This window comes from Oceanobacillus neutriphilus (genome assembly GCF_014645515.1).
In the GTDB taxonomy this organism is placed as follows: Bacteria; Bacillota; Bacilli; order Bacillales; family Amphibacillaceae; genus Oceanobacillus; species Oceanobacillus neutriphilus.
The window spans coordinates 331,212-357,364 of record NZ_BMLW01000002.1 but is presented as its reverse complement, the minus strand read 5'-3'; the positions used below and the strand labels follow the sequence as shown (position 1 = coordinate 357,364).

Annotated in this window: 30 protein-coding genes and 2 pseudogenes; 17 read left to right on the top strand and 15 right to left on the bottom strand. The window is 35.1% G+C overall.

The window, feature by feature from the left end:
* Nucleotides 1-11 precede the first annotated feature (11 nt).
* From IEX29_RS04810 to IEX29_RS26540, 3 genes and pseudogenes are all read left to right on the top strand, one after another.
* The gene (locus IEX29_RS04810; protein ID WP_188733375.1) at nucleotides 12-545 is read left to right on the top strand and encodes a hypothetical protein; all 534 of its coding nucleotides are present in this window, start codon (nucleotides 12-14) and stop codon (nucleotides 543-545) included.
* 60 nt (nucleotides 546-605) lie between these two features.
* A complete protein-coding gene (locus tag IEX29_RS04805) occupies nucleotides 606-1,457 on the top strand; it encodes a CPBP family intramembrane glutamic endopeptidase (RefSeq protein WP_188733374.1) in 852 nt (283 codons plus the stop codon).
* A gap of 174 nt (nucleotides 1,458-1,631) precedes the next feature.
* Nucleotides 1,632-2,102 (top strand): annotated as a pseudogene (locus IEX29_RS26540) (IS3 family transposase); the annotation flags it as partial.
* A gap of 121 nt (nucleotides 2,103-2,223) precedes the next feature.
* Here IEX29_RS26540 and IEX29_RS04795 read toward each other — a convergent pair.
* Nucleotides 2,224-3,081 (bottom strand): AraC family transcriptional regulator, encoded by an 858-nt coding sequence (locus IEX29_RS04795; RefSeq protein WP_188733372.1) that lies wholly within the window; start codon nucleotides 3,079-3,081, stop codon nucleotides 2,224-2,226.
* A gap of 121 nt (nucleotides 3,082-3,202) precedes the next feature.
* Here IEX29_RS04795 and gap point away from each other — a divergent pair, with 121 nt between their 5' ends.
* The 4 genes from gap to IEX29_RS26535 all read left to right on the top strand — a co-directional run bounded on the left by gap (nucleotide 3,203) and on the right by IEX29_RS26535 (nucleotide 6,530).
* Nucleotides 3,203-4,204 carry a type I glyceraldehyde-3-phosphate dehydrogenase gene (gene gap, locus IEX29_RS04790; RefSeq protein ID WP_188733371.1) on the top strand — a complete coding sequence of 334 codons (1,002 nt, stop codon included), beginning with the start codon at nucleotides 3,203-3,205 and terminating at the stop codon, nucleotides 4,202-4,204.
* 739 nt (nucleotides 4,205-4,943) lie between these two features.
* Nucleotides 4,944-5,402, top strand: coding sequence for a GNAT family N-acetyltransferase (locus IEX29_RS04785; RefSeq protein ID WP_188733370.1), 459 nt, complete (start codon nucleotides 4,944-4,946; stop codon nucleotides 5,400-5,402).
* A 445-nt stretch (nucleotides 5,403-5,847) separates the two neighbouring features.
* Nucleotides 5,848-6,186, top strand: a complete 339-nt coding sequence (locus tag IEX29_RS04780; RefSeq protein WP_188733369.1) for a VOC family protein — start codon at nucleotides 5,848-5,850, stop codon at nucleotides 6,184-6,186.
* Nucleotides 6,187-6,326: 140 nt separating this feature from the next.
* Nucleotides 6,327-6,530, top strand: coding sequence for a hypothetical protein (locus IEX29_RS26535; RefSeq protein ID WP_229720096.1), 204 nt, complete (start codon nucleotides 6,327-6,329; stop codon nucleotides 6,528-6,530).
* A gap of 58 nt (nucleotides 6,531-6,588) precedes the next feature.
* Here IEX29_RS26535 and IEX29_RS26530 read toward each other — a convergent pair whose 3' ends face one another.
* The 3 genes from IEX29_RS26530 to IEX29_RS04770 form a co-directional block, all read right to left on the bottom strand.
* Nucleotides 6,589-6,750, bottom strand: coding sequence for a hypothetical protein (locus IEX29_RS26530; protein WP_229720095.1), 162 nt, complete (start codon nucleotides 6,748-6,750; stop codon nucleotides 6,589-6,591).
* Nucleotides 6,751-7,113: 363 nt separating this feature from the next.
* Nucleotides 7,114-8,049, bottom strand: coding sequence for a TIGR03943 family putative permease subunit (locus tag IEX29_RS04775; protein WP_229720094.1), 936 nt, complete (start codon nucleotides 8,047-8,049; stop codon nucleotides 7,114-7,116).
* A gap of 14 nt (nucleotides 8,050-8,063) precedes the next feature.
* On the bottom strand, nucleotides 8,064-9,071 hold the full coding sequence (locus tag IEX29_RS04770; RefSeq protein WP_188733367.1) for a permease: 1,008 nt from the start codon (nucleotides 9,069-9,071) through the stop codon (nucleotides 8,064-8,066).
* 576 nt (nucleotides 9,072-9,647) lie between these two features.
* On the opposite strand from IEX29_RS04770, the gene IEX29_RS04765 reads away from it, so the two are divergent.
* Together IEX29_RS04765 and IEX29_RS26965 are read left to right on the top strand one after the other, a co-directional pair.
* Nucleotides 9,648-9,974 (top strand): hypothetical protein, encoded by a 327-nt coding sequence (locus IEX29_RS04765; RefSeq protein WP_188733366.1) that lies wholly within the window; start codon nucleotides 9,648-9,650, stop codon nucleotides 9,972-9,974.
* On the top strand, nucleotides 9,971-10,105 hold the full coding sequence (locus IEX29_RS26965) for a hypothetical protein (protein ID WP_268239013.1): 135 nt from the start codon (nucleotides 9,971-9,973) through the stop codon (nucleotides 10,103-10,105). The genes IEX29_RS04765 and IEX29_RS26965 overlap by 4 nt, the downstream gene beginning before the upstream one ends.
* On the opposite strand, the gene IEX29_RS04755 is transcribed toward IEX29_RS26965, so the two are convergent.
* From IEX29_RS04755 to IEX29_RS04740, 4 genes are all read right to left on the bottom strand, one after another.
* A complete protein-coding gene (locus IEX29_RS04755) occupies nucleotides 10,102-10,500 on the bottom strand; it encodes a hypothetical protein (RefSeq protein WP_188733364.1) in 399 nt (132 codons plus the stop codon). The two genes, IEX29_RS26965 and IEX29_RS04755, sit on opposite strands and share 4 nt — an antisense overlap.
* A gap of 183 nt (nucleotides 10,501-10,683) precedes the next feature.
* The gene (locus tag IEX29_RS04750) at nucleotides 10,684-11,067 is read right to left on the bottom strand and encodes a DUF4183 domain-containing protein (RefSeq protein WP_188733460.1); all 384 of its coding nucleotides are present in this window, start codon (nucleotides 11,065-11,067) and stop codon (nucleotides 10,684-10,686) included.
* Between the two features lie 146 nt (nucleotides 11,068-11,213).
* Nucleotides 11,214-11,672, bottom strand: coding sequence for a DUF4183 domain-containing protein (locus IEX29_RS04745; protein ID WP_188733363.1), 459 nt, complete (start codon nucleotides 11,670-11,672; stop codon nucleotides 11,214-11,216).
* Nucleotides 11,673-11,802: 130 nt separating this feature from the next.
* The gene (locus tag IEX29_RS04740) at nucleotides 11,803-12,048 is read right to left on the bottom strand and encodes a hypothetical protein (protein WP_188733362.1); all 246 of its coding nucleotides are present in this window, start codon (nucleotides 12,046-12,048) and stop codon (nucleotides 11,803-11,805) included.
* A gap of 482 nt (nucleotides 12,049-12,530) precedes the next feature.
* On the opposite strand from IEX29_RS04740, the gene lipP1 reads away from it, so the two are divergent.
* Entirely contained in the window at nucleotides 12,531-13,475 is a 945-nt protein-coding gene (gene lipP1 / locus IEX29_RS04735) for a LipP1 family hormone-sensitive lipase (protein WP_229720093.1), read from the top strand.
* A gap of 131 nt (nucleotides 13,476-13,606) precedes the next feature.
* A pseudogene (gene tnpA, locus IEX29_RS04730) lies at nucleotides 13,607-14,002 on the top strand (IS200/IS605 family transposase).
* Nucleotides 14,003-14,187: 185 nt separating this feature from the next.
* On the opposite strand, the gene IEX29_RS04725 reads toward tnpA (IEX29_RS04730), so the two are convergent.
* Nucleotides 14,188-15,102, bottom strand: coding sequence for a ketopantoate reductase family protein (locus IEX29_RS04725; protein WP_188733360.1), 915 nt, complete (start codon nucleotides 15,100-15,102; stop codon nucleotides 14,188-14,190).
* A 139-nt stretch (nucleotides 15,103-15,241) separates the two neighbouring features.
* Here IEX29_RS04725 and IEX29_RS04720 point away from each other — a divergent pair, with 139 nt between their 5' ends.
* The gene (locus IEX29_RS04720) at nucleotides 15,242-15,805 is read left to right on the top strand and encodes a TetR/AcrR family transcriptional regulator (protein ID WP_188733359.1); all 564 of its coding nucleotides are present in this window, start codon (nucleotides 15,242-15,244) and stop codon (nucleotides 15,803-15,805) included.
* 106 nt (nucleotides 15,806-15,911) lie between these two features.
* Here IEX29_RS04720 and IEX29_RS04715 read toward each other — a convergent pair whose 3' ends face one another.
* Nucleotides 15,912-16,844, bottom strand: a complete 933-nt coding sequence (locus IEX29_RS04715) for a helix-turn-helix transcriptional regulator (RefSeq protein ID WP_188733358.1) — start codon at nucleotides 16,842-16,844, stop codon at nucleotides 15,912-15,914.
* A gap of 121 nt (nucleotides 16,845-16,965) precedes the next feature.
* On the opposite strand from IEX29_RS04715, the gene IEX29_RS04710 reads away from it, so the two are divergent.
* Nucleotides 16,966-17,604 (top strand): type 1 glutamine amidotransferase family protein, encoded by a 639-nt coding sequence (locus IEX29_RS04710; RefSeq protein ID WP_188733459.1) that lies wholly within the window; start codon nucleotides 16,966-16,968, stop codon nucleotides 17,602-17,604.
* Between the two features lie 145 nt (nucleotides 17,605-17,749).
* Here the strand turns inward: IEX29_RS04710 and tnpA (IEX29_RS04705) are convergent, their stop codons facing one another.
* Both tnpA (IEX29_RS04705) and IEX29_RS04700 read right to left on the bottom strand, forming a co-directional pair.
* Entirely contained in the window at nucleotides 17,750-18,181 is a 432-nt protein-coding gene (tnpA, locus tag IEX29_RS04705; RefSeq protein ID WP_188733357.1) for an IS200/IS605 family transposase, read from the bottom strand.
* 285 nt (nucleotides 18,182-18,466) lie between these two features.
* The gene (locus tag IEX29_RS04700) at nucleotides 18,467-19,666 is read right to left on the bottom strand and encodes an alpha/beta hydrolase family protein (RefSeq protein WP_188733356.1); all 1,200 of its coding nucleotides are present in this window, start codon (nucleotides 19,664-19,666) and stop codon (nucleotides 18,467-18,469) included.
* 146 nt (nucleotides 19,667-19,812) lie between these two features.
* On the opposite strand from IEX29_RS04700, the gene IEX29_RS04695 reads away from it, so the two are divergent.
* The gene (locus IEX29_RS04695) at nucleotides 19,813-20,352 is read left to right on the top strand and encodes a PadR family transcriptional regulator (RefSeq protein ID WP_188733355.1); all 540 of its coding nucleotides are present in this window, start codon (nucleotides 19,813-19,815) and stop codon (nucleotides 20,350-20,352) included.
* A gap of 741 nt (nucleotides 20,353-21,093) precedes the next feature.
* Here IEX29_RS04695 and IEX29_RS04690 read toward each other — a convergent pair.
* Nucleotides 21,094-22,134, bottom strand: coding sequence for a hypothetical protein (locus IEX29_RS04690; protein ID WP_188733354.1), 1,041 nt, complete (start codon nucleotides 22,132-22,134; stop codon nucleotides 21,094-21,096).
* Nucleotides 22,124-22,915 carry a MerR family transcriptional regulator gene (locus IEX29_RS04685; RefSeq protein ID WP_188733353.1) on the bottom strand — a complete coding sequence of 264 codons (792 nt, stop codon included), beginning with the start codon at nucleotides 22,913-22,915 and terminating at the stop codon, nucleotides 22,124-22,126. Before IEX29_RS04685 ends, IEX29_RS04690 begins: the two co-directional genes overlap by 11 nt.
* 245 nt (nucleotides 22,916-23,160) lie before the next feature.
* On the opposite strand from IEX29_RS04685, the gene IEX29_RS04680 reads away from it, so the two are divergent.
* Nucleotides 23,161-23,358 (top strand): cold-shock protein, encoded by a 198-nt coding sequence (locus tag IEX29_RS04680; protein ID WP_077604139.1) that lies wholly within the window; start codon nucleotides 23,161-23,163, stop codon nucleotides 23,356-23,358.
* A 174-nt stretch (nucleotides 23,359-23,532) separates the two neighbouring features.
* On the opposite strand, the gene IEX29_RS04675 is transcribed toward IEX29_RS04680, so the two are convergent.
* Nucleotides 23,533-24,636, bottom strand: a complete 1,104-nt coding sequence (locus IEX29_RS04675; protein ID WP_188733352.1) for a DNA alkylation repair protein — start codon at nucleotides 24,634-24,636, stop codon at nucleotides 23,533-23,535.
* A 381-nt stretch (nucleotides 24,637-25,017) separates the two neighbouring features.
* Between IEX29_RS04675 and IEX29_RS04670 the strand changes: the two genes are divergently transcribed.
* Together IEX29_RS04670 and IEX29_RS04665 are read left to right on the top strand one after the other, a co-directional pair.
* Complete coding sequence (locus IEX29_RS04670; RefSeq protein ID WP_188733351.1) at nucleotides 25,018-25,593, top strand: dihydrofolate reductase family protein; 576 nt, start codon at nucleotides 25,018-25,020, stop codon at nucleotides 25,591-25,593.
* A 284-nt stretch (nucleotides 25,594-25,877) separates the two neighbouring features.
* Nucleotides 25,878-26,075: a DUF2281 domain-containing protein gene (locus IEX29_RS04665; RefSeq protein ID WP_188733350.1), complete on the top strand. Its 198-nt coding sequence runs from the start codon at nucleotides 25,878-25,880 to the stop codon at nucleotides 26,073-26,075.
* Nucleotides 26,076-26,153: the final 78 nt, after the last annotated feature.

The following is a 26,153-nucleotide window of genomic DNA, read 5'->3' as shown; positions in this document are numbered from 1 at the left end:
GGGCGATACAATTGAAACAATATCAATTCAGTGATGTTTTATACTTGAATAGAAGAAATGCTATCCAAGTGGAAAATAAGGAGAAAGAGGATATTGGAACCATTGAAAAATCAGATATTTCAGGATGTGAAAAAGGAAGTGTAGTGTCATTTATTGCTCACAATGGGTCCCCCATCAAGATTGGCATTAAAAAACGAAATATCAAAAGCTTACTTGTTGCTACATATGTCATTAAAACAGAAGAGAAGACCTATTTTTTAAAAGATAAGCCAGGAAATAGCTTACTTTACTTTTGTGTTGTAGGAAATATCGACGGACAAGATATACGTATTGAAGAAAATTGGAGCAGTGATATAGAAGTGAAAATAGACCAAATTCACATCGCTACTATCAAAGTAAATGAACTCACATTTAAGACAACCATACTTATTGAAGACAATATTTATGAATCATCTATACTTTTTGCAATTACAATATTGATGTACTTTATGCATAAAACCTATAAGAATGAATCCGAATTTATTGAAAATATATTGTTTGATTAATGCTGAAACAGCTATGCATTTATGTATAACTTTAAAGTCTTAGTATAAAGGAGCATCCGATTGGATTCATTGAAGTTTAGAATTAGTCGATTGTTTTTGTATTTTCTATTAGTATCAGTATTTCTATTTGTGTCAGGTAATTGTGGTCAATATTTGATAGAAACTCATGGTGTGGACCGAAAAATAGCCATGCTTCTACAAGGAGTTATTTTTACTGGATTAACGCTCATTGTACTATATATACTCAAGAGAAAAAGTCCAGAGCTGTTTAAAAGTATTGGTTTGAAAGGTGTAAATTCGTCATCTAAGCTGGCTATTGGAATTGCGTTGCCTTTTATTTTACTTGTATTAGGTATTTTAACGGCTTATTTAATCGGTGGAATTGAAAATGTCAGTATAAACTTGACAACAAGTGTTGTGATTTCCATTTTAATCAATACAGTAACGGCATTTATGTATGAAGCATTTCCAGAAGAGGTCTTTATCCGTGGATTAATATTTGAAGAGTTGCAAAAAAAATTCTGCTTTTTTATTTCGTTAATTTTGCAACCGTTAATCTTTATTTGTGTACCGATAACAGTGATGGCAATGGAATTTATATTCTTTGATAAGCCATTTGCAATAACTATAGATTATTTTATATTACTCTTTTCTTTTGGAGTTGCTTTACAACTTTATAGAGCATATACAGGCTCATTGTGGATGAATATAATCTTTCATATTGTATATCTTGAAGTGGTAAGATATATTTCTATGGGAGGAACTTATAACTCGGGTGTTGCACTTCTAGAGTATGATGAAACGTTTGGAGGCTTCATGACGCTATACCTGTCATTTCTGTTTATTGTAATATTTAGTATTGTAGGGTTATCAATTTTAATATTATATGATAAAAGAAAAAATAAGTTATAAATTTTATTTATGATCGTGAATCACGATAAAAAATACTAGTAGAAATACTGTGCTACCGTAAACTGGCGTGATTGTGGAACAAAGAGGGTACATATACAAGTTAGGATATGCTCCCTTTATAGTAGACGGAGAAATAATAAAAATTCTCTCCTATTATGAAGGGAGTATTTAGTATGGGTAACGGACATCACGCATTTAAAATACAGCTTAAGTAAGAAAGCTTATTTAAGTGCCATCAACGACCTTTATGATGGTTCCATTGTTGTCTATAAGGTTGGATATTATAACGATAATGAGCTGGTTATGAAAACCATTAAAGCAGTACTGGAAGCCAATCCAAATGTCACGCCTTTATTGCATAATGATCGAGGTTCGTAATATACATCGAAGGAATATCGTTTGGTGACAACAAAAGTCGAGATTACACGCAGCATGTCCCGTGTTGGGAAATGTATTGATAATGCACCTGTAGAAAGCTTTTTTGGCCATTTTAAAAGCGAGTCTTATGATTTAAAACAATATAAGAGTTTTGAAGAATTAGTAGAGGATATTGATCAATATATTCAATTCTATAATGAAGAACGTTACCAGGAGAAATTAAACAGCCTGACACCATTAGAATATAGGTACCAGGCTGTTGCATAGAGTTTTTGTTTTTTTACTGTCTACTTGACAGGGGGCAGTTCATTATGTGCTATCCTCTTTTATTTTTTTTAGTTTAGGATTGAACTCTTGACTTCTTTTGACACAGTTTTCTGATAATATTTTATATATAATAAAGATACGGTTTCCGATAGGTGTTCCGAAACGTTGTAGGTGACATTCCTCTTTTGGCTGTAAATTGTTTTATAAAGTAAGTATCAAACTGAAATCCAATGGAACGAGCAATTTCATCTAAGGTCATATCTGTATGAACGAGAAGATGCCCCGCAACCTTTAGCCGATATGATAGGAGATATCCCATAGCGGTACATCCACATCTTTTTTGAAATATTTCATTGAGAGATACGCGATTCAAATATGCACAATTCGTTAAATCCTCCAATGTGATTTTGTTGGAGTAGTTTGTGTATATATAATCTAAAACCAAATCAAAAGGGGTTTGTTCGGATTGATGGTTTAAGTTCTCAATCAATTCTAATATCTGTATAAGATATTTTTTAATTCTGCATACCCAAAGCGGATTACTTTGTGCATATACTTCTGTTCCCATTACAAAAAACCATTCAAGCAGTCGTGGATATGCCTTGCTAGATATATGAGGCACACCTGTTTGGTCATTGTCTCTTTGAAAAACTGACAGTCCGGTTTGTATCTTTAAGTAGCTTGGCTTGTGAGTTTGTGTTTCAGGAATTTTGGATGTTTTGAAAAAGTCCGGGTGAAAACAAAAAGATTGTGCGGAGATATTATCTTTGCTGATAATATGCAGTTTATCATCCATAGACAAGCACAGAACACCTGGAGCAGAAATTTCTATTGGTCGTTCATTCAACTGCGCAATTATAATCCCATTTGTAATAAATATAAGAGTAAACCGCTCTGGATAAGGAAGAGTTTCAAAATCTTCGACTGCGGCAAACTCAATATCTACGCTTCTGTTTTTATATTGGTCAAATTGTGGCATAGCGTTCTCCTAACAGATAGTATAGTTAGATACTTCATTTATACCAATGTACCACAAAAAGTCAAATGATATAATAAAAAATGTGCTGAAGATGAGATTTTATTCGGAAAGGAAGATGTCTATGAATATTAGCATCGCAATAAATGGTTTTGGTCGAATTGGAAGGTTGGTGTTCCGACAGATTTTTAATACGGAGGGTTATAGGATTGCGGCAATCAATGATCTTACAAGCCCCAAAATGCTTGCGCATTTGCTGAAATATGATACCACACAAGGGTATTATAACAAAGAAATTAGCTATAATGAGAATAGTTTGATTGTGGACGGTGTAGCTATTCCAATCTACGCCAAAAGGGAGCCCGGTCAGCTTCCGTGGAAAGAATTACAAATTGATGTGGTTCTGGAGTGTACAGGGTTTTTTGCATCAAAAAATGCAGCGACCACTCATATTAATGCGGGCGCCAAAAAAGTATTGATATCCACCACTGCGGGAAAAGATATTCCCACTATTGTTTACGGTATCAATGAACATACGTTGACAAAAGAAGATACCATTGTTTCGGCTGCATCTTGTACCACGAACTGTCTTGCTCCAATGGCATATTTCTTGAACGAGCTTGCTCCTGTCAAAAAAGGCTTCATGACAACAATACACGCTTATACAAATGACCAGAATACCCTTGACGGTCCCCACACCAAAGGCGACTTGCGCCGAGCACGCTCTGCGGCTGGGAATATCATTCCCACTACAACAGGAGCGGCAAAGGCTATTGGACAGGTTATCCCGTTCCTAGACGGGAAATTGGACGGAACATCTCAAAGGGTACCAGTTATGGCAGGTTCATTTACAGAATTAACCGCGGTAGTGGGCAGCTCTGTAACAATGGAACAGGTCAACCAGATAATGAAACAATCTCAATCTGAGCAATACGGATATACAGAAGAACCGATTGTATCGTCGGATATAATTGGTATGAATTATGGTGGATTGTTTGATGCAACACAAACGAAAGTATCGGAATTAGGAAGGGATACACTGGTGAAAATAGCAGCATGGTATGATAACGAAAACTCTTTTACCTGCCAAATGATTCGTACTGCAAAATACCTTGCAGAATTATAATCCATAGGCTATTGATTCTATAGTTAGGTTTAGTTCATCATGTATTATAATGCTATCGGCCGATGCTGCTGTCAATAACTATTTTTTAGTATTGGTAGGGTAACTAAATGCCCGTTTTTAAGTGTTTTCCAACGGTAGTTATATGATTGGAGGACATTTTATGCAAAAAAGACTTACTTGTAGGTCAATGGGAGGAATGAGAGGGCCCGTCGTAATTGAACGAAGTTTGCTGAACAACGAATGTTATGGAGTCTTTTTCACCCAAGAATATTCTATAAGCTTAATGTTTTAACGATTTTAACTTTTAAGTGGGAGAAAAGCAAATGAAACAAGGACAGATATTGATATTTTTGGGAATAAAAACACAACTTGATTTGAAGAAAGAACGCCTATTTAAAATGTTTAAAAAAGTTTATATAATAGCGTTAATAAACTGGATTTTGAGATGATGCAACAAATCGGCCATTTAACAAAATAATGTTATTTTGGTCTCTTGAATTTCCAGTTATTAATACCATACTTCGTATTATTGCAGATTATTTTTTAGGTTGGGACATTGAATTGGTATCATATTCAGCAGTTTTCTTAAGCGTAGCTGCAGGTGGGGGCGGTTTTTGCTGCACCTCTAAATTACTTTATATCAAAATCTAAAGAGAATTAAATTCTTGTATCTGTGATTTTTAGCAAACGGACCATTTAATGGAATAACCGATATCGGTCAGAATGTGGGGGAAGAACGATGACAGTAAAATTAAAAATAATGAGTTCAGATGAATTTCAACAATATCTGGGTTATGCAATTGAGAACTTTGCAAACGAAAAAATTAAATCTGGAAATTGGAAGCAAGAGGGCGCAATTAAAAAGGCGGCGGAGGAACATAAACGGTTACTTCCTAATGGGGCGAATACCGATAACAATTATTTATTTACAATTCATGATGGAGATCTGAAAGTTGGAATAGTATGGCTAACAAAAAAGGACGATAATAAGGGTTTCATTTATGATATTAACATTTGGAAAGGCAATCAAGGCAAGGGTTATGGAAAACAAGCAATGAAACAAATTGAAATTAAAGCCAAAGAGATTGGATTGAAAGTAATAGAGCTTCACGTCTTTGGACATAACAAAGTGGCAAGGGGGTTATATGAACAACTAGGATATGTTGAAACAAATATAAAAATGGAAAAGTCATTATAGGTTATTTCAGAATCGAGCCAGATTGTTTGATAAAACAATCCTTTTACCACTAATTTACTGCTTTTGGATGAGTCTTGACACGACGAAATATCCTATCAAAGGGAAGAACAATAAAAGATACTTCCATTGTAAAAATCGAATATAGAATAGATAGGCATTTTATAAGGAGGTGTCTATTTTAATGTGAAATAATTATAGTTTCCAACGTAAACAACAATAGGACTTTACTTGGAAGGGGGGATAGGCTTGTGCGCCTAATGAAGCAACGGTTTCAGCTTTTCAAGACTAATCATGCCCACAGAGGCTCCAAGTCAAGTCCTTAAACGTTTATCTATGGTTACATGTAAACCATGATAAAAGGTGCACTATATTATTGTTGTGCAATGGATACTGTATATATACTCATTAGTAAATGCCAGCCTTTCTGAAGAGGTTATTCTCCTTATTGGGTAAAAGAAAATTTGTAGAAAGATTGAACCTTTGGGATAATGCTGAAGAAGGTATCTTAGATCTTTGTTTAGAAGGCACAGAAAAGGAATTTAAACAAATGAAAGAAGCACTGGAGAGAAGAGGGCAAAGGTTGAAGTTGAAAAGAACGGATACTAGAAATGGAAAGTTAGCATATCAAGTGTTTTTTCCTTTCGATTTAAACTATCCGTTTTTTATGACTCATTTTCATATTAATCCACGTCCAATATTTTTTACACATCCTAATGGTTCAACTAGAATAACAAAAGTGAACTATCCAATTAAAGATAGTTGTGTAAAGAAACTTTTAAAGTAAGGAGTGAAAATAATGGAGGGCGTTAATTATAAACAGTGGGGCATGTACCTTGTTTATGAAGACAATAATAAATAAATTTATACCCAAAGCAAACTTGAGTCCAACCATACCTTTTTTTTATATATCCCTGTATTGAAATCATGTTATGTACCTTTGATGATAAATTGCAATGGGACGGAAAATTTTATCAACTTCCCGACTACTTCCAAGCTTCGTATAGCTATAATGGTATTGTTCAGGTGGAATTAGAAAAAGATCGACTGTCATTCATTGATCCAAGAGACATTTACGTGATTCAAAATGCAAAGAAATCTTATCATGGAAAAGTGATTACTCCTAATTAAAGAGGATTCAATTTATTAGTCACACCAGAATACATTCCCGTTTCTAACCAACATATTTTTAAAAATCAATTCTGTTTAAACGTGGATCAATTGCATAAGAAAATATTTCAAAATCCGGCTTTGTAATGTCAGCAGCATTCATGTTCGATGTTGAATCATTGACCAGTGGCAATAACGGAGCTTTGGATGAGCCGTCACCCTCATTGCCACTGACTATCAAGGAAGTCACAATTTTTGTCGAAAGCCAATAGTCTTAAAGCGATCGCTTCAAATCTTCTTAACTAGGAATTCTTTCGACTCCTGCTTTCTTTGTGTTTATGCACATCGATCTGGTTCCTCAGCCCCTTCATACGACTCAACGATTTCAACCCCATCTGTGGGATTAAAATAAAGTTATACCGTTTATAAAAAAGTTGCTTGATACTTCCATTATCTTATATATGCTTTTCAATTAGTAATGGTAGCACAGCATTAAAAAGACAGGAAAACTATCATTATCACAAGCCATTTTGATCTTGTTTGCGTTGGCAATATCGATGGGTATTGTATTTAGGATGAAGTGGTTCCTGTTTATATGATGCAATTACACAATTTTTATCATTGCCGGGTATACATATGGTTCAGATGGTTCATCTATCACTTTTAATTTATCAACTTTTATGAAGGGCATCACATGTCCATTATAATTTGTAACATTAATCTCTCCTTCTATTTCGAGCCATGTATCCTCCTGATAATCATTTGCTTCATTAAATTCAACTAACATCCCTATTACACTTGTATCTGCCACGCAATGTGTCATAAGAAATCTGGCTAAAACGAATTGATTTTCCTCAAATCCATCCTCTTTATAGAAAAATCCACTTACTTTTATTTTTTTTCCAATATAGGAGGCTGGATCCTCAGTAATCCTACTATAATAAGACGCATATATATTGTCATTCATTTGAATTATATCTGATGTCGTTAATTTTTCCATCTCTTTGTCAAATTGTTCTTTTGAAAGATAGTTAGTATTAGCCAAAGGGGCTGTATGTTGTATTATAGAATCATCTTTATTAGCTGGTGGCTCAATGCTTTCTGCCGACTTTTCATCGGTTGCTTCACCCATTCTGTTTAAATGTTCCCCCATGCTAGCAGTCCCTTCATTAACTTGTGGTAACATCAAGCCTTTTTTAGCTGCAATAGAGGCATCCAATGTTGCAGGCGCGAATGCAAACCCAGTAACTAATGGGAATAGAATAATTAGGTGTACAATGAATCTTTTTGAAAAGGAACCGGAATGGTCATGGTCATGATGACATCCTGAGGAGCAGTGATTGTGTGTATGGTTCCTGTTTTCCCATATCCTTACTAGTTGTATCAAAAAAAGGAATAAAAATATAGCTATAGCAATTTTACTCATTAAAGTGTAACGAGGATTAATATAGCTCATTATCTCACCTGTATAATGTAATTTAATAATAAATGCTGCAAATATTGCTAATATTAGTGCCCGTATAAAATGTTGAAAGCGCATAAACATTCACATCCTTACAATAGTGTAATTAGGTTAATAAGCAAAAACACAATTAAGGTAATTAAAATAAATAATGTCAGAACAAACTTGGTCTTAAATGCTCCCCATAACATGATTGTATTTTTTAAATCAATCATTGGCCCATATACTAAAAATGCTAGAATGGAAGTAGACGGTACCAGATTTTTAAATGAAGCTCCGATAAAGGCATCCGCTTCTGAACACAAAGATAAAACATAAGCAAGAGCCATCATAATAATGGATGAGCCTGCCACACTATCACCTAAAATAAATAGCGACGTTGTTGTTACATAAGTTTGAACCAAAGCCGCTACAAAGGCTCCGATAATTAAATATTTTCCCATATCAAAAAATTCATCGATTGCATGTTTTAACATATCCTCTAATTTCGAAAAAAGTGACTGGTGTTGCTTACCTGTATTCACAGCTGTATTGCTAAATCCAGCTCCGTTATGTTGAAGTTGGTTCGACTTGAATAAAAGGCTAATAATAAACGCTATAGCTAAAGCAGCTATAAAACCAATCCCCATTCTTAATCCTGCCATCTTACTTCCCAATGCTACATAAGTTGAAAAAATAACAATTGGATTAATTAACGGGCCAGTTAAAAGAAAACCGACTCCAGCATAAGTTGGTACTCCCTTGCTAATTAACCTTCTAACAATAGGCACAATACCACACTCGCAAGCTGGAAATATTGCTCCGACTACACAACTTACAAAAATTGCTGCAAATCTATTTTTGGGAATCCATCGTTTAATATGATCTTCTGTAATAAAAATTTGGATGAAACCTGCAATTAATACGCTAATTAAAATAAATGGAATGGCTTCTATTAAGATACTTAAAAATATAGTATTTAATTGTAAAAATGAACTTGGCATATTAATGGAAAATATTTTTCCAATCGATTGACTGGCAGAAATAAAGTAAAATACAATGATCATCACCACTAACCCTGTAACGTCAAATAAGTATGATTGAAGTTGACGAGAAAACATTCGTCCAATCCCCTCCTGCGATTATTATTATGTTCAATTTTTCATTCCTTTCTATTATTCAGATGCTAGTGACTGATTTAAGTATAATTGAAAGATATTTGTAATTCGTAATGATTCCTGTTTCATTATATATATTATTTATAAAATAAAATTATTCTATTTTCCGATATTAAAATATAACTTTATAGTTTATAATAGTAATCATTACGATTTAGTAATGAATTTGTATCCTTTTCTTCTACGAATCGTACCTTACATGAAATACTTGACTAGATGAAAAATGATATATATTTGTGTCCACTAGCATTTCATTAATTATGTCGAATAATACAAAATAATCCTAATTTTCGGTTTTTACTGTTTTAAACCATAAAAAAATCCTTTATAATGAATTGGTCAGGTGAATTTCTGTCCAAATCCAATATAAAGGAACACAACTTATGGACAAGAATACACGAAAACTTCATTTGGTAAATGGATTGCACCAATAAATTTCAAAAAACTTTTCGAACAAGTGACAAATTATAAACAAGATACCTATACAAAAAACTGACGACAGAAGCCTATTTGAAGGTCATGTTTTATGCACAGGTACATGAAACAGAGGGACTTCAAGCTCTTAGTGATGCACTTTTAGATGCTGATTTTCAAAACGCTGCAGGATTGAAAAGCATTAGTGCTTCCCAGCTTTTACGAAAAAACAACGAAATCAATCCTTCTATCTTAGTGACCCTATTTTTAGATTTGGTTTATCAGATTAAAAGCTATGAAAATAAAGCCGTGAAAGGACTTCCTTTAAAGATTATTGATTCCAGTACGCTGCCCCTTAACCTCCCCCGTTATAAGTGGGCTAAGTTCCGAAAAACCAAGCAGGGGTCAAGTTACATTTGTTGGTTTTTATGAACAAGGATACGGTTTATCCCGAAAAAGCTGCGATAACACCAGTGAAGGAACATGACTGCAATCAATTGGAAGTGCTGGTGGATGATAAGGAAGCCATGTATGTCTTTCCATTCAGAGAAGGTCTATCTTAATTATTAAAACTACCCAAAATCATAAAATCCACAACAACGCCACTCATTGGATTTTCCGAACCCAATACACTTATGCCCAGAACGGTTACACCACTAATATTTGTAACATTGGCCGAAACATATTTTCCAGTAATGTTCTTCTCACGCATTTGTACTCTTGGTCTTGCATTTATCGTAGAATTTGTTGAATATACGCTTGATACCGCATAATCAATCGTATCTAATAATGGATTTCCATCTGCTAATCCATTGTCTGTGAAATAAAGTGTAGCTATACCATTTGCATTTGACGTAGCCTGTCCATAAACAATTCGTTTTGCTTTTTGTGGATTTTGCTCTCCTGCATTAAATATTTGAATAGCTGTCGGACCCAATGAAAAGAATTCAATACTCATAACTATTCCCCCTGTTATTCTTTAAAAGAAATGAAAAGTATGACAGTATCATGTTATCCAAACTTCCAAAAAAATGCGGTAATTTAAACAGATTTTTTCTTATATGAGGTGTTTATGGTGAAAATAGATACATTTCTTTGTGCCCTGCCAGTCTCTGGCGGGCACAAAGGTAGTACTTTTATGCTAGGTGTCAAATGATCCTGAGGATGTTGCTGCGAAATTAACGACTTGCAAGATAACGGTTTGGTTTGCTGGAATGGACCCTCCACCAGCAGGAACAGCAATATCTAAGGAACCTGTCCCTGTAGCACCTGGTGTATATGTTGATAAGCCTTGCATTTGCTCAACACCGTTAATTTCCACGGTGAAATAACTATTATCTTCTGCAAGTTCTGGAAGTGTCGTTACCGCTTCACCATCATCCCCTAGGAAACTTGCAGCATCAATAGATAATGTGCTTCCTGCTGCAGTATCTTCTGTTGTGATATAAAAGAATTTCGCGGAATCAGGATTAACATCTGTGTCAATTGTGCCACTAATAGCGATTTTCATTAACTGAAGTGCCATATTCATTTTCACCTCCAATTTTCTATCAACCACATTGTATTCTATGAAGAGGAGTTGGAAATGCTTGGTTGGACTAACTAGTTCGTATTGGAAGTGAACAAATTGTCCCGTTAAAAAAGGCTTACTCACTAAATAGAAAGGTGATATTATCCATTAACCATGACAAACAGAAGCGTAATTGGGGCATCCTTTGGAGGAAGGTCACTGGATTCTAAGTGAAGAATACCTTCCTGGACACTGTAAATGGATGGGGGCTGTAACACTCCGTTGACAAATAAATGAAGCGTTGAAACGTTGTCCGGATCAAGTATATCGCTGCTTCCATATTGCTTTAATGCATCCTTGTTCGTATAAACCTTTTTCCCTTCTTCGGCAAGGGTAAGGTATTGGACAGTCTCCACTCCTATGGGGGGCGGCGTATATTCAGGGGATATATTGATTGTAATAGACGGATTAAATACAGGATTAAATGTATTTGTATTGGATGTGCTATTTTTATTTCCCTCATGAATCCTTTTGCGCTCTTTACTGCAATGATGGCAGTGGCAATTTGGACAAGAATCCCTGCCACGTTGCTTTCTACTATGATAATAGCTTTCATTCAACGGTATTTCACCCCCCTCCTAAATGAAATTTTGATGTACTTTTTTATATCTTATTTAAAAAGAAGATGATTTGACTGTGCAGCTGGCTGTATTTGGCAAGTAAAAAATGTATGTCCCTTGCCGTCCCGAATTATGGCTGTATGAATGATTCCTTATAACGGAAACTTTCACCGTTAAAAAGGAATAAATGTGAATGATTTCGTAATAAGTTCACTTTTCTTTCTTCTTTATTTTCAATCTCTTTTTCAAATTGTTGCAGAAGATAATCATCATTATTTTCTGGATGTTGCATTCGAATCACCTTCTTCCATTGCTCATTCATCTCCTCATAAAAATGCTCCAAAGTAATTCCGGGAATGCCCTGATAAGAAGGCACTTTAAAGTGCTCCCTTAACAAAATTTGCTTCCTGTAATAATTGTAAGCGCTTAATATGATATACTTGATTTATTCCGATCAAAACAGTTTTCCAATCAGGAAAATTAATGGAATACGCGGAAAAAGATTTTGATTTTTAGCCCCAAATGAGTAGCTATTATTTAAGTATCAGAAATTTGCGATTGTTCTCTGTCAAGGACTAACAGCAGATCACACACTTTTTATAAACAAGTGCAGTATCTATCAGATAAAAGTTTTCCAATCATGAACGCTTTTATCATAGAAATATGCGGATTCCATTTCCAAAAACGGGCTATTCGTATTATAAGGTCAATCAGAATTATATTTTCTGGTCGGCCATAATGGAATAACAACAGGGGATTAAAAAAAGAAAATGCAAGCGTTCGATTAGGCACTATTTAAGAATTGGTTAAAGGAGTAGATCAATTAGTAACCATGGAAAGGGGAAATATATTGTGGTAATGGATGCACAAATGAAAACAATACTTAAAAACATTGAAGCTTCCGGAAGTCCACCATTAGGCAGTTTACCTCCCAAACAAGAACGAGAAGCTTTTATCGCGACGAATAAAACTCCAGGTAAGAAACTTGAACCTGTAAATAAAATAGTGAATCGGAATATTCAGGGACCTGGTGGAAATATTCCAATAAGGATTTATAATTATTCTAGAGACACAGAACGGCAACCTGTTATGGTATTTTTTCACGGGGGTGGATTTGTAACCGGTAATTTAGAGACCCATGATTACATCTGCCGCGCGATCACAAATAGGGCTGAGTGTGTTGTGGTATCAGTGGACTATCGACTTGCTCCGGAACATCAATTTCCCGCAGCTGTTGAGGATTGTTATGCTGCTACACAGTGGATATCACAACATGCAACGGAACTAAATATTGATCCATCCCGTATCGCCGTTGGAGGAGATAGTTCGGGAGGAAATCTTGCAACTGTTGTATCTTATCAGGCTAAGCAGAAAGGATCACCCAAATTAATCTGTCAAATGCTGCTTTATCCCCTTACTCAATTTTCTTTTGATACAGTTTCTCGTCGTGAAAACGGAAAAGGTTATGTTCTTACAAAGAAAGCCTTGAAATATTATCGAAAACACTATTTAAAAACTCTGGAGGAAGCTAAAAACCCTTTTGCTTCACCACTTCTCATCGATGATGTTTCAAATTTACCTCCCGCCATCATTGTAACTGCTGAATATGATCCGCTCCGAGACGAAGGGGAGGCATATGGAAAACGGTTAAAAGAAGCAGGAGTACCTGTTACTCTTACAAGGTATAACGGTGTGATTCACGGGTTCGTCGCCATGGCAGCATTTTTGAAACAGGGTAAAAACGCTTTAGAAGAGACGACGGTTTTATTGAGATCTGCATTTGGTGAGGGCAGGTCTGAATGAAAAACTTAATCCCCCAGCTATGCTGGGGAGAATTGAGTAAGCAGTAGTGATACACCGAATATAAAAAAGCCTCCTATGCTAGACTGATAATGGTGTCGCAAGCCAATATCAGATGAATAGGAGGAGGTAATATCAATAGTTCAAGCTTATCACATACAAAATGGAAATGCCATTATCACATTGTGTTTATCCCGTAGTACAGGAGAAAGGTAATGTACGGTCAAGTAAGAAATGATGTGAGAGAAATATTAAAAAAACTATGTGCGTATAAAAATATCGGAATCGTAGAAGGAATAGTATGTTCAGATCATGTTCATTTGTGTGTAAGTATCCCACCAAAACAAAGTGTATCTGAATTTGTAGGCTACTTAAAGAGAAAAAGCGCTCTGATGATATTTGATAAACATCCACAATTTGGAAGTAAGTGGTCAAGAGCATTCTGGGCAAGAGGATATTATGTTTCGACAGTAGGAAATATCACAGAAGAAGCAATTAAAGAATATATAAAGTTTTTAGATGCCCAATAAGCTTGATTGTCGTATCATAGTCATAGGAATACTCCTCCAGTCTTTTTATGGTTGTGTAGTCAACTACCATTACACAAGATTTGGGGAGATACTTCTTTTTTCGTGTCCTGAACTCATTGGCACAGAGGGGTTAAGAATTATGAAATTCATTCAATTATTATAAAGGGCTGCTAAGTGAATCAGTTCTATAATTTATCTGTTTTAACATTATTCCGTTTTAAAAAATGTAATAAATCTTTATTTAATTTTAATACTTCATTGTTTGCACTATTTGCAAATTCCGGAGCTAACATATCATTTACCATTTTCGTGCGCAGCCAAATCATAAAGAAAAAATCGAGAATAAAACTTGGACATTTAAGCATGACTTTATAGAATGACGGTTTAAGCGTAACACCAGCTTTTTGTATGGCATTTAAATATTTTTTTAAAGTGATTGTGATCCCATGTGCAGTTTTTCTGGATCTAATTGTTTTTTCATCGACTATCTTATTATCAAGATGTAAAGCACCAATCATTGCAATATCTGATACGGAATGTGTTATTAAATAATCATTCATATTATCCTTAATTTTGTAAGGAAGATTTGCTGCTTCAAATAATTTAGCAAGACTTCTTATTCGTTTTGTGACCGAACCGTTTACTTCCCCAAATACAGCTCCTGCCAGAACTTTAGGTGGAAATCGAGCATACAATACCCCATCTTTGATTTGTCCGCCAATTCCAGGAAAAGCAGGCAAAAGTTTATCTCCTAAAATACTTTGCCACAAAGAAAGTCCAGCAGAGTTATTCATCATTGTAACAATATTTTTGCTCTTATTATCCTTTAAAGTTAGTAATGCTGCTTCAGATTGTTCATAACGGACGGTAACAAAAATGAAATCATACACATCATCATTTTCAAGTCTATTAATAACATTTACTTTTATAGATTTAGCCTCGCCTTTTTCGTTGTATTGTATTCCTTTTTCCTTCAATGCAATAAATCTGTTAGAACGCGCAAATAAAGTGACATCAAATCCAGCCTCTATGAATTTGATTGCATACGCACTTCCTATAACGCCTGCACCAAAAATTAAAATTCTACTTTTATCTATCATATTTCTCCTCCATGTATTTCATTTTGATTATGCAACAACGTGTTGTATGATGAAAAGTATATGATTATAAACTAATTTCATCAACCATCAATTTTTTTATTATTGTTGGATAGTATATTTATCAAAAAGGAGACAAACTATGAATAAGAAACCAGAAATCACTCAAAAAACGAAAAGAAATATTATAGATAATTTTTGTGAATTGTACATGGAAAAGCCAATAGAAAAAATATCAATTCAGGAAATAACGAATAAAGCAGGGTATAACCGCAGCACGTTCTATCAATACTTTTCTGATATCTACGAATTATTAACATATGTTGAAGATGAATTACTGAGTTATATTAAAAAAGGTTTAGAAAACGAACAATCATCTGCAAAAGAAGCTGTTAATAATGCGCTTTCTTGTTTAGACGAGGAAAAATATATGTTAAGTTTTCGTGCTCTTTTAGGGGATCATGGAAGTGTCCGTTTTTTAGACCGTTTAAAAAAAGAGGTTTTTCAAGATAGATTGAAATTAGATTACTCAAAAAATGATTTACTGACACCATACTTAATTGAATTTCAAATAACAACCTCGTTTTCTTTGTTTCGTCTTTGGATTCAACGAAATAAGGACTTATCCTCTGAAGAGTTTTCTCAATTAGTTGATACGTTGTATAGAACTGGAGCATCACCTTATTTTAAAAATGATGCTCTTTAGAATATGTATACTTTAAATTGTGTTATTTTGGTTTCTTGGGATAGGGATAAATGGTAACAGATTAAACTAACTAAAACAGTATAAGTTTAAAATCGAGTTTTTTGATTTAACTTCCATATAACTTAGCTATACCATCTATTTTCCGTTTCAATTCTGTCCGGATATGTAAAGGCTCTAAGCATTCACATTTATCACCAAAGCTTAAAAGAATATTGTAATAATAGTCGTTTTCTATAAAAGGAAAAGTAACAATGTAGTGCTCAGTACCATCTGGTGAAAAACCTTCATACATACAATAATCAAGTGCTCTATCCATGACAGATTTATGAATACGAAGTTTGATCTTTGATTGTATCGTTTCCAAAATATCCGTAAAATCCAATAGTGGTTTTTGATAATCCCGTGGTGTAAAGAAAATCTCTTCTGATTTTAGATTTGATATACGAGCTAATTTGAATAGACGAAAATCATTTCTTTTATAACAGTATCCTTGAAAATACCAATGATTACCCTTCAATACAATTTGATAGGCTTCAGCTTCCCGTTCCGTTTTATTTCCATGACGGTCAGTATATTCAAACGAAAGCAGTTTGTTTTCTTGTAAAGCTTTTTTTATGGTTTCTAAATAGGCTTGTACGTTCCTATAACCTATCCACTGACTTAAATCGATATGTATTTGGTCTGTTTTTAATTTGATCTCGTCAACTCTATCCACCGGGATAAAACTTTTTACTTTCGCAAGAGCATTTATCAGTTCGTTACTTTGCATCATATTGGAGAGGCTGGAAAGTCCTGTCAAAATAGTAGAAATATCAGCAGTTGAAAAAACCTTTCTATCCATTTTATAGTTTTTCATAATTTCAAAGCCGCCGCCTACTCCTGATGTTGAGTAAATTGGAATACCAGCCATGTTGATGGCATCTATATCGCGGTATATTGTACGCTTTGAAACTTCAAACATATTTGCTAACTCCTGTGCGCTTATGCGTTCTTTATCGAGCAGTATCATAATAATGCTAACAAGCCTGCTAACCTTCATCTGTTAACCGCCTTTCAAAAACATTTCTTCATTTTTAGATTGTTGCCAGATTGTTGTCAACAATAGATAAGTATAATAATAATCAAATAATCAATCTATTACAATCAAATGGAGGGAAATGATGAAAACAATTTATATTTATGCACTTGATACTTTAGCAGACTGGGAACTAGGATATGTTACTGCGGAGTTGAATTCCAGGAGATTTTTCAAAGAAGACGCGAATCAAGTATCGATTAAAACAGTCAGTTACTCCAAACAATTAATCCGTACAATGGGCGGGATGACAATAGTTCCTGACTACCTAATTGATGACATTATGGTAAGTGAAACAAACATGCTGTTATTACCAGGTGCAGATACATGGAATGATCCAAAGCATGAAGCTATTCTCGTAAAAGCAAGCGAGCTGCTCTCTGCAGGTGCTACAGTATGTGCAATCTGTGGAGCTACCGCAGCACTTGCTAATTTTGGAATACTGGATAACCGTCCGCATACCAGCAATGGTCCGGGATTCCTTGAAATGGTTTGTTCTAATTATAAAGGACAAGATTTTTATTTAGACCAAGCCTCTGTTGCATCTAATAATCTCATTACTGCTGGTTCCACGGATGCTTTACTATGGACGAAACAAATCATTGAGTGCTTAGATGTTTTTAAGTCAAATACATTAGAAGCTTGGTATAACTATTTTAATACCGGTGATTCTAACTATTTCTTTGAACTTATGCAAACTCTGCCAGGTAATAATAAAAATTAACTATTTTTGATATTAACAAAATCTTAAACGACCACCTGCTAAAGCAGGTGGATTTGGACATAAATGTCGGCGACTAAAGTCGCTCTTCAGGCTGAAGTCCTGCTCAAAGTCTTTAAGCTGAAGCATATTCAAAATAAGACTGAACTCATTCTTCAATTTTGAATATATCGTCGTTATTTTCATTGAATTGATTAGCTATATAATTCCTTATTATTTCTTCCGTTACTGTTCCCACTGTGGCACAGAAGTAACCTCTTGCCCACAAATGCTGTCCCCAATATCTTTTCTTTAGTTCTGGAAATTCATCCTGTAATAATCTTGATGATCTCCCTTTTAGATATTGCATGATTTTACTTGGAGCGATGCTTGGTGGACAAGATAATAATAAATGGATATGATCTTTGCCAATACTTCCTTGCAGGATTGTTATCCCTCTTGCTTCACAACCTTGCCTAATCAATTCTCTTGTTTTTACTGCTATATGGCCTTGCAACACCTTATATCTATACTTTGTTACCCATATTACATGATATTTGATGTCATACACTGCATGACCGCTTTTTCTATATCCGTCCATACTATCACCTCTTCTGTTAGTATGGACAAAAAAGATAAGGCTAAAAGCGGATACCGTCTAAAGACGGTGGAGTTAGACCACGCATTTATAAATTAAAAAAGATTACATTATGACTCCTCTTTTGTTCAATCTCTTTTGTATTTTTCTTCGTTTTTATAATTTCTAAATCCCGTTTGAAAAAACGTAACAAGTCCACCACATATGGAAAAGGCAGCATTGTTACTACTCCAAAAAAGCGCCATTTTCCCCGTTTGGGGGAGAGGCACTTAAAAGGTGATGTAATCCTTACCTGACTTCTGTATTCAAAACTTGATTTAACCAAGTGAATATGCGGTGGTTAGCCAATTTTAATGCCCCAAAATGGCAATGTTCTTCAGCAGAATCTTCAGCAGTAAACTTCATATACGTTTTGGAACTTCTTAAAGATTTGTACAATTGTTCGGGTTGTCCTGCAAAGGCATGATCATGTTCCGCTTCGCAAACGAGTACCGGACACTTGATTTTCTCAGCAACGCCTTCCAAGGTAAAAGGTTCCGTTTTCTGCACCAGCTCCTCCAGATTAGTTGCTGAAAAAGTGAACTGTCCATTTTCAATTCCCCATCGAATACCTGTATCTTGTGCCATAATCGACGCAATAAAATTATCCATCTCTGGTGAAAGAAAGTGGAGTTCTCCACTTTCTTTTCCGCTTAATGCCGCAGCTATTTTTCCCACTTGGAAGGAGAATAGACCATCATTTGCAATGCATGCAGCAAGCCTGTGTTCATAAGCAGCTGCGCGTGGAGCCAAATACCCGCCTAAACTGATACCCATTAATGCGATTTTGTCAGAGATAACTTCTGGACGCTTGGCCAGATAATCGACCACTGGTGTTACAGCAGCCTCCCAGTCATGTCTGAATGGAATTTGTTGCTCGCGTATAACAGCTCCTTGTCCTGGTCCTTCGAATACCAAGCAATGATACCCTTTTTCTAAAGCTGAGGTAACAACTTGGAAATAAAGTTCTTCTGCGGTGGAATCATATCCTCCGTGAACAATTAGGGTAGGAGCAGGCTGATTTCCTGCTAAATACAAGTAACCAGGTAAATTCGTGTCTTCATAAGGAATAGTAACAATCTCCCAATGATGATCGAGTAAAGTAAGCGCGCGCCTGAATGTGCTTTGGCTTAATCTCCACGTTTTCAGAATACGTTTATCCTCCGGATTGCCATGGAGAAAAAATTCGGCTGTACGGTAGTAATTCGATGCACGTAAATAGAAGTCTCTCGCACTGCTCTTATTGCCATTCTTGCTGCTTTCCTCAGCTTCCCGATGAACCCGGGTTGCAGTCTTTAGCCATTCTTCATACCAGCTTTCAAAATTACCCTCTTCAATTCGATAGGCAGTAGATAGGCATTCCCCTATGTCTGCCCCCCCAAAAGCAGCATACCCCATTGTCCGAAGCAATTCGAATGAAAAAGTCTGATCTTTAAAAATAAGTTTCACAATAATACACGCTCCTTATTATATGTTATTTATAACCTATGTAAATATTATCTTATATAATTTTATATGTCAAATATTATTTTATGTTATAATTAACCTATCTAAATGGAAGTACATAAATCAAAAGCATGAAAGAGGAGAACTTAATGAATAATACCCAATACACCTTATTAGGATTATTAGCACGAGAACCGTTAAGCGGATATGAAATGAAGCAGCAAATCAACAGCAGAATTAGCCATTTCTATAAAATAAACAATAATCAGCTTTATCCATCTCTATCAAAATTGGAAAAAGCCGGATTTATTGAATTGCAAGCCATTGAACAAGAGTCTTATCGCCCGCCTCGAAAAATTTACAGAATTACGGCTAGCGGCATGGACACTTTAAAGTCTTGGGTGCAAGAGCTTCCTGAAGCTGAGGAATCGAAGACCTTTCTGTTGAAGCAGTACAGTTCCTGGTTATTAAAACCAGATGAATTGTTTAGCTTGATAAAGAAGAAAAAGGAACAACATGAACGTACGCTTGAGGATTATAAAAAGAGAATTTCTTCCTTCGAAGAACATAACCCTGATGTCAATCATCCCTTGTTCTCCACGATTTCTGTTATTAATATGGGGATAAACTTCGAGGAGGCAAGTATCCTTTGGTGTGACAGGATGCTTCAGTTGTTAAGAAAACATTAATTTACCAATTGGTAAACATCTGGAATAAAGGTAAACACTTATTGTTCTAATTTTTTATTTAAGAATAGAGATATTGGTCCGGAATTAAGTGACTGAATCAAGGATTTCAATGAAAATATTATTTATGAGTTATTGGATTGATTTATAGAAGTATAAGAAATAATAAAAAAATATAATAATGGTACTTTGATTATTATTATAATGTAAGGCGCAATGGTGCTACTCAATATGTATGAGAGTTTAAAGAGTTTATGGATAATAATCTATCTTGACTAAGCGAGAGGGATCCCAACCTCAAGGAATATGAAGGTTGAAACCCAATGAGTAGGTGGGAGGTGAATCGTCTTTTTACATTTACGAGCTTAAGTTTGCATAGCATAATGTTCTTGAAAGACGCTCTTTGAAAACAGAACATAGCAGGTTGTGGCAAGAATCGTTGTTTTGCCACGTAAAATGTTCAAGCCAAACATGTCAGCCAAGGCACACAAACGTGTGAACTTCAGGTAAGCTGAAAAGTAGTCTCAGGAGGCAAGGCCAATGGGATAGCGGGGGGCAGGTGTTTTTAGCACACCAATGTTTCAACTCCACTGGCGGTTAATCGTCATCTTGAAAGTCGACACCCCAAAAACTCCCACTTCCAATTTTAATAGAAATGAAGTGGCGAGAGTAATCTATCGGCAACTTGAAAACTACTGTGTTATTCATAATTTAGTTCATTTATAGTCCTGTAAAAATAACAAATTAACCAATTTCATTTGAACTCTGTTCTCTTATCCGGTTTATTCGATCAATCATTTTATTTGGCTCATCAGATCTGAAGACAACGGTTTTAACTTGTTTCTTCCTTCCATAAGAACCTTGCATCATAACAGGCTCTTTTAAAATGATTTCATATTGTGGGGGATCCATACTTAATAATGAATAATAAGTATCTTTCGGTATCTTATCTCCAATTCCACCTTGTTGTTTTGCATATTTAATGCTTTCTATGTTCTCAATATTCAACTCAATACTGCTTTGATAACCAAGACGTATAATGAGGCTATTTTGACCGATAACATGGGGCAAAAATCTTGCAGAACTATAAAGACCTACCAAATAAAATAAAGCGTAAATGTTTAGTACTGTAAAAATCCATGCAGCAATGGTGCTCCACCATTGAATAACGAAGTGGAATAACGCTCCTTCCAGTACAATAATAATAGAAAATACAATTACGATTGTTTTAATCATTGATGTTTTATGGTAGGTAAAAAACTCATTTCCGCTTATATTTATCTTTTTAAACCAAACTAATACTGCATAATATAAAATACTGATTTCTGTAATAACTGCTTCTAAGAAAAAACCTTTTCCCAGTTTAGGTTCAAGTAACTTTCTCATTGCTTCAAGAAAAGTATAACTTCCATTTGAATTAATTTCCTTATAACGAATAATTCCTTTAGCTATACTATACACAACGAAAATAATGACACTAATTTGTACAATAGGCAGTAACCATACCAAAATTTGATTAAAAAAATATTTTTGAGAAGAAGGAATAATAAAATAAGAAAGGCCTAAACATATAATAAATGACAAATATAATAATATTTTCGGCATAGATCCAGGCAGTATCAAAAAGAAATAAATGCTCAGTGGGCATAAAATGATTAAGGTTAACGTTAATAAAATTACGACCATACTATTGATATTACTTAAACGCAAAATAATATAGCTGCTTATCATTACCATAGAAAGAATGATTAGTAAAAGAGGAATTCGCAGGCGGTTACCCTTCATATTCATCTCCTCCTCCAGTACCATGGTTTGGTCTATTATTTACCTTGTTTAATATTTTTGAAGCTTCCGCAGTGTAATCTTGAAATCCCTTCGATATAAAAGAAAAATGATATATGGAACTTTCTTCTGCCATCAACTTTTCTAGTTCTTCCTGATACTTTGGCTCCATAATTTTGTTTAAAATCTTTTCCAGCTGTTTCATTAAATTCTGAACTTCTATATTATGCGGCGGCACGCCAATCTCATAAAGACCTTGTAATTTATTTATAGCAATTAATAGCTCACGTTTAGTATTTATACTGTCTTCTTTAGTCATATGCTGCATGAATACTTGATCAACAATTGGCTTAGCAATTTGGTTAGATAGCCAATGTTTCTGTTTATTTTCCATTTGAATGGAATGAATAATAGCCAGCAGCAGGTCGCTTTCAATCTTTTCATCTTGAAGCACTTGTTCTACTGTCGTAAAAGTATCGATGATATGATCAATTTCATCTCTTTTCTTCTTGAGTAACTCTTTCTGTTTATATAATGTTTCTTGTACACTCGTGGTGGAATTCATAGAAAGATAGTTGATGATCTCTTTTAAAGAATATCCTAAATATTTGAGTGTTAATATTTTCTGCATTTTAAATATATCTTCATGGCTATAGAGACGATAACCATTTTTTGTATAGCTCGTTGGAGCCAGCACTCCTTTACGGTCATAATATTGAAGGGTACGTTCAGTGACACCTGTCAATTTTGCAAAGTTTTTAACTGTATACATTTTTTCGTTCATATTCATTACCTCCTTCAATGATACATTTTAAAGTATGACGTTAGGTCATAGTCAATCTTTTAAATAAAGAAAAAAGGATGCTATCTTTTTTGAATGACATGTGTTATACTACAAATAACTTAATTGTTCGTGCTAGCAATACAGGATTTATGTCTAAACTTCACAATTTATATCATCGTCTTGAATTATTATCAGAACAACCAAAGTAATAAACGTGTACATGGTGCACAATGGAGGAATTTCATATGAACACAGGTTCAGTAAAATGGTTTAACGCAGACAAAGGATTTGGATTTATCGAGGTTGAAGGTGGAGACGACGTATTCGTACACTTCTCAGCAATTCAAGGCGAAGGTTTCAAATCATTAGAAGAAGGTCAAACAGTTACTTTCGACATCGAAGAAGGTAATCGTGGACCACAAGCAGCTAACGTTGTTAAATAATAATTTATAATTGATAAAAAGCCTTTCTGTTGCAGAAAGGCTTTTTATTTTTTGTCGTATAAGTAGAAACCAATCTCTGCTGTTTACACTATTTTTTATAAAAAGTGAAGGATTATGGATAGAAGTAGCACATATTGAAAATGGTAAGTGCACCTCGATGGAATCCAAGATTAGCTATTCAGCAGCCAATACCTCAAAATCCAGCGTACCCTGCTCGACGCCGTTCACAATAAGCGTCACCGAATGAAGGCCGGTGTAATGCTTCCTCGTGCTTCTATTTACAAAGGAATGCGTTTTTGTGTAAGTCTTCTCCTCGTTTTTCTTTAAAGAAAGCTCAGATATTTGGAATATTTTACGGTTTCGCTTCCCGCTTGCTTTCACATAATCAATACCATATTCCAGTCGTACCTTAGCTGCCTTTTTTGCCTCAATCTTAAAGGAAAAAGCAATATTCTCTCCAATAGCAATAGATGCTGTATCCAGCGTGAAGCCATCAACATTTACATCATCGGCATCTGCAAACCCGAAGATGCTCAGCACATCCCTGTTGCCCTTTTTAAGAAGTGTCCTGCATCCGTGCTTTACAATCCAATCAGTATCCTTGTTTTTACCGTACCAATCCCTGGCAATTTCTGCAACCAGATCAGGATGTGTTTTAGAAATATCGTTTAGATTATTGGCTACGCTTTTACGGACATATAGCGACGAGTCAGCTTTAAGCTGTTCTAAAATACCAAGAACTGATGACGGGTCTTTTTTGAAACTGATCAATGCTTGTCCCCAGGGCAGCTGAGGACGGCACCCCTCGCTGGCAAGCCGCCGGACATGCTCATTGTCATGTTTGGCCCAGACCGCCATTTGAGACATCATACGCTCTTCATGGTTTATAATAAATGGCCTCACGGCGAACTCAGAAGATGAGAATGGGGTATACCTTTCTAACGCAGCTATTGATAAATCCCAATGGCAATCATCCTGCCCATAGACTTCAACAAAATCCGGAAAGTACATTAAAGAAAAGTCGTTAGATCCTGCAGGATAGCCCGCAATGACCTTATCAAGGATATTGATTGCCTGTTCATAATCGGCTGGCAAATACTTACCTAAATTTATAGCGATTTGCCGCATACGAGCTTTCAATGCTAACCCTTCCCATGTCTCGTCCATAATGTCGTTGATAAAATCATCAGCCTGAAACGAATGATGTATAGATTTAATCGTTAAAGCCAGCTCGTGAATCAACTCGTAATTGTATTTGTTCTTTAGTAAATCTGCCATATGTTTCTCCTTTTCAATTGGTGTTTCCCTCTTAATAAATGGTATAACAAAGGAATCCTGCTTTTATAATCAGTCATCTTTACTCTCTTTTGCAAGTTAGTATGTGGTTATTATAGCTTAATACATATTCAACGATATAGCACTAAATTGAACGAGTGAATTAATAAATGGAAATATACTGCCAAGATTTATTTGATGTTTTCAATAATAATAAAAGCTATTAATATGGGATTTTCAAGTTTTGTAAGTATGATTATTCTGGATTCTGCAGAGTCTATGAAAGAATTTTTCAACGATTAGCAATCCGTAAGAAACAACCCAAGCTGAAATAGGTTAAAATAGGTAATGTAAATATCCCACATAAACAAAGGAGAACTGAAAATGAGAAAGCTCGTTTTGTTTTTACACGCTTCACTAGACGGATTTGTAGAAGGACCTGACGGTGAAATGGACATTGGCTGGGTTTCCTACGATGCTGATTTAGAGAACCATGCGAAAGAAATTCTGAGTACTGCCGACACGGTTATTTGGGGACGTGGGACTTATCAGATGATGCACAGTTACTGGCCATCTGTGCCTTCAAATCCATCAGCTTCGGAGTATGAACGGAATCACGCCGAGTGGATTGAAAAGACAACTAAAATCGTATTTTCCACTACTCTGGAGCAAGTCGAATGGAACAATTCCAGACTGGTGAAAGAAAATATCGAGGAAGAAATCAAGAAACTAAAGCAGCAGCCAGGTGAGGATATGGTCATCCTCGGCAGTCCCAGGTTCGCACATCACCTTATGCAGCTTGGTTTAATTGATGAGTATAAAATTACTGTTTCTCCCGTCCTGATTGGCAGCGGATTGCCGTTATTTCATGGTATTAAGGAGAAGGTCAACCTTAAACTGGTTGAAAACAAGTCGTTTGATTCTGGTGCCTTAGGTCTTGTTTATCAGACGGTAAGGTGATCTTGACAGGGTAATTGGAAATTCCAATCAATTGTACAATGAGTTATTAGGAAAAGAGATTATTCCATTTGTTTAATGAAAGTAATAATATAATTAATTACAAAAAGCTGTAAATCCTTCCTCACAAGGGGTTACAGCCTTTTGCTGTCTTTTAATAATAAATGTTCAAATGATGCAGCGGATAAACGGGATTATATGCCAATGGTTGAATCATGAATATATAGCTTATCTCAAGATGATGCATTATAATAAAATAAAATATTCATGAAAGCGGTGTTGATTACATGAATACAGCTAAGGAGCGTTTACTTAAAATTATTAATGAAATACCTGAACAAGAAGTAGATAAAATTCTGGATTTTGCAGAGTTTTTAAAAGCTAAAAGCGATAAAATTGTGTCTGAGGGTTTGACAAAAGCTTATGAGAGCAGCTTGGGTTTTTGGAATAATAGCATTGATGATGAGGTTTGGAACGACGTATGAATCAGGTGCCTAAATTGAAAGCTGCATTTTGGAAAGTTCTGAAACAAAACTTACGATTACGTTTTTAAAAAACGGTAT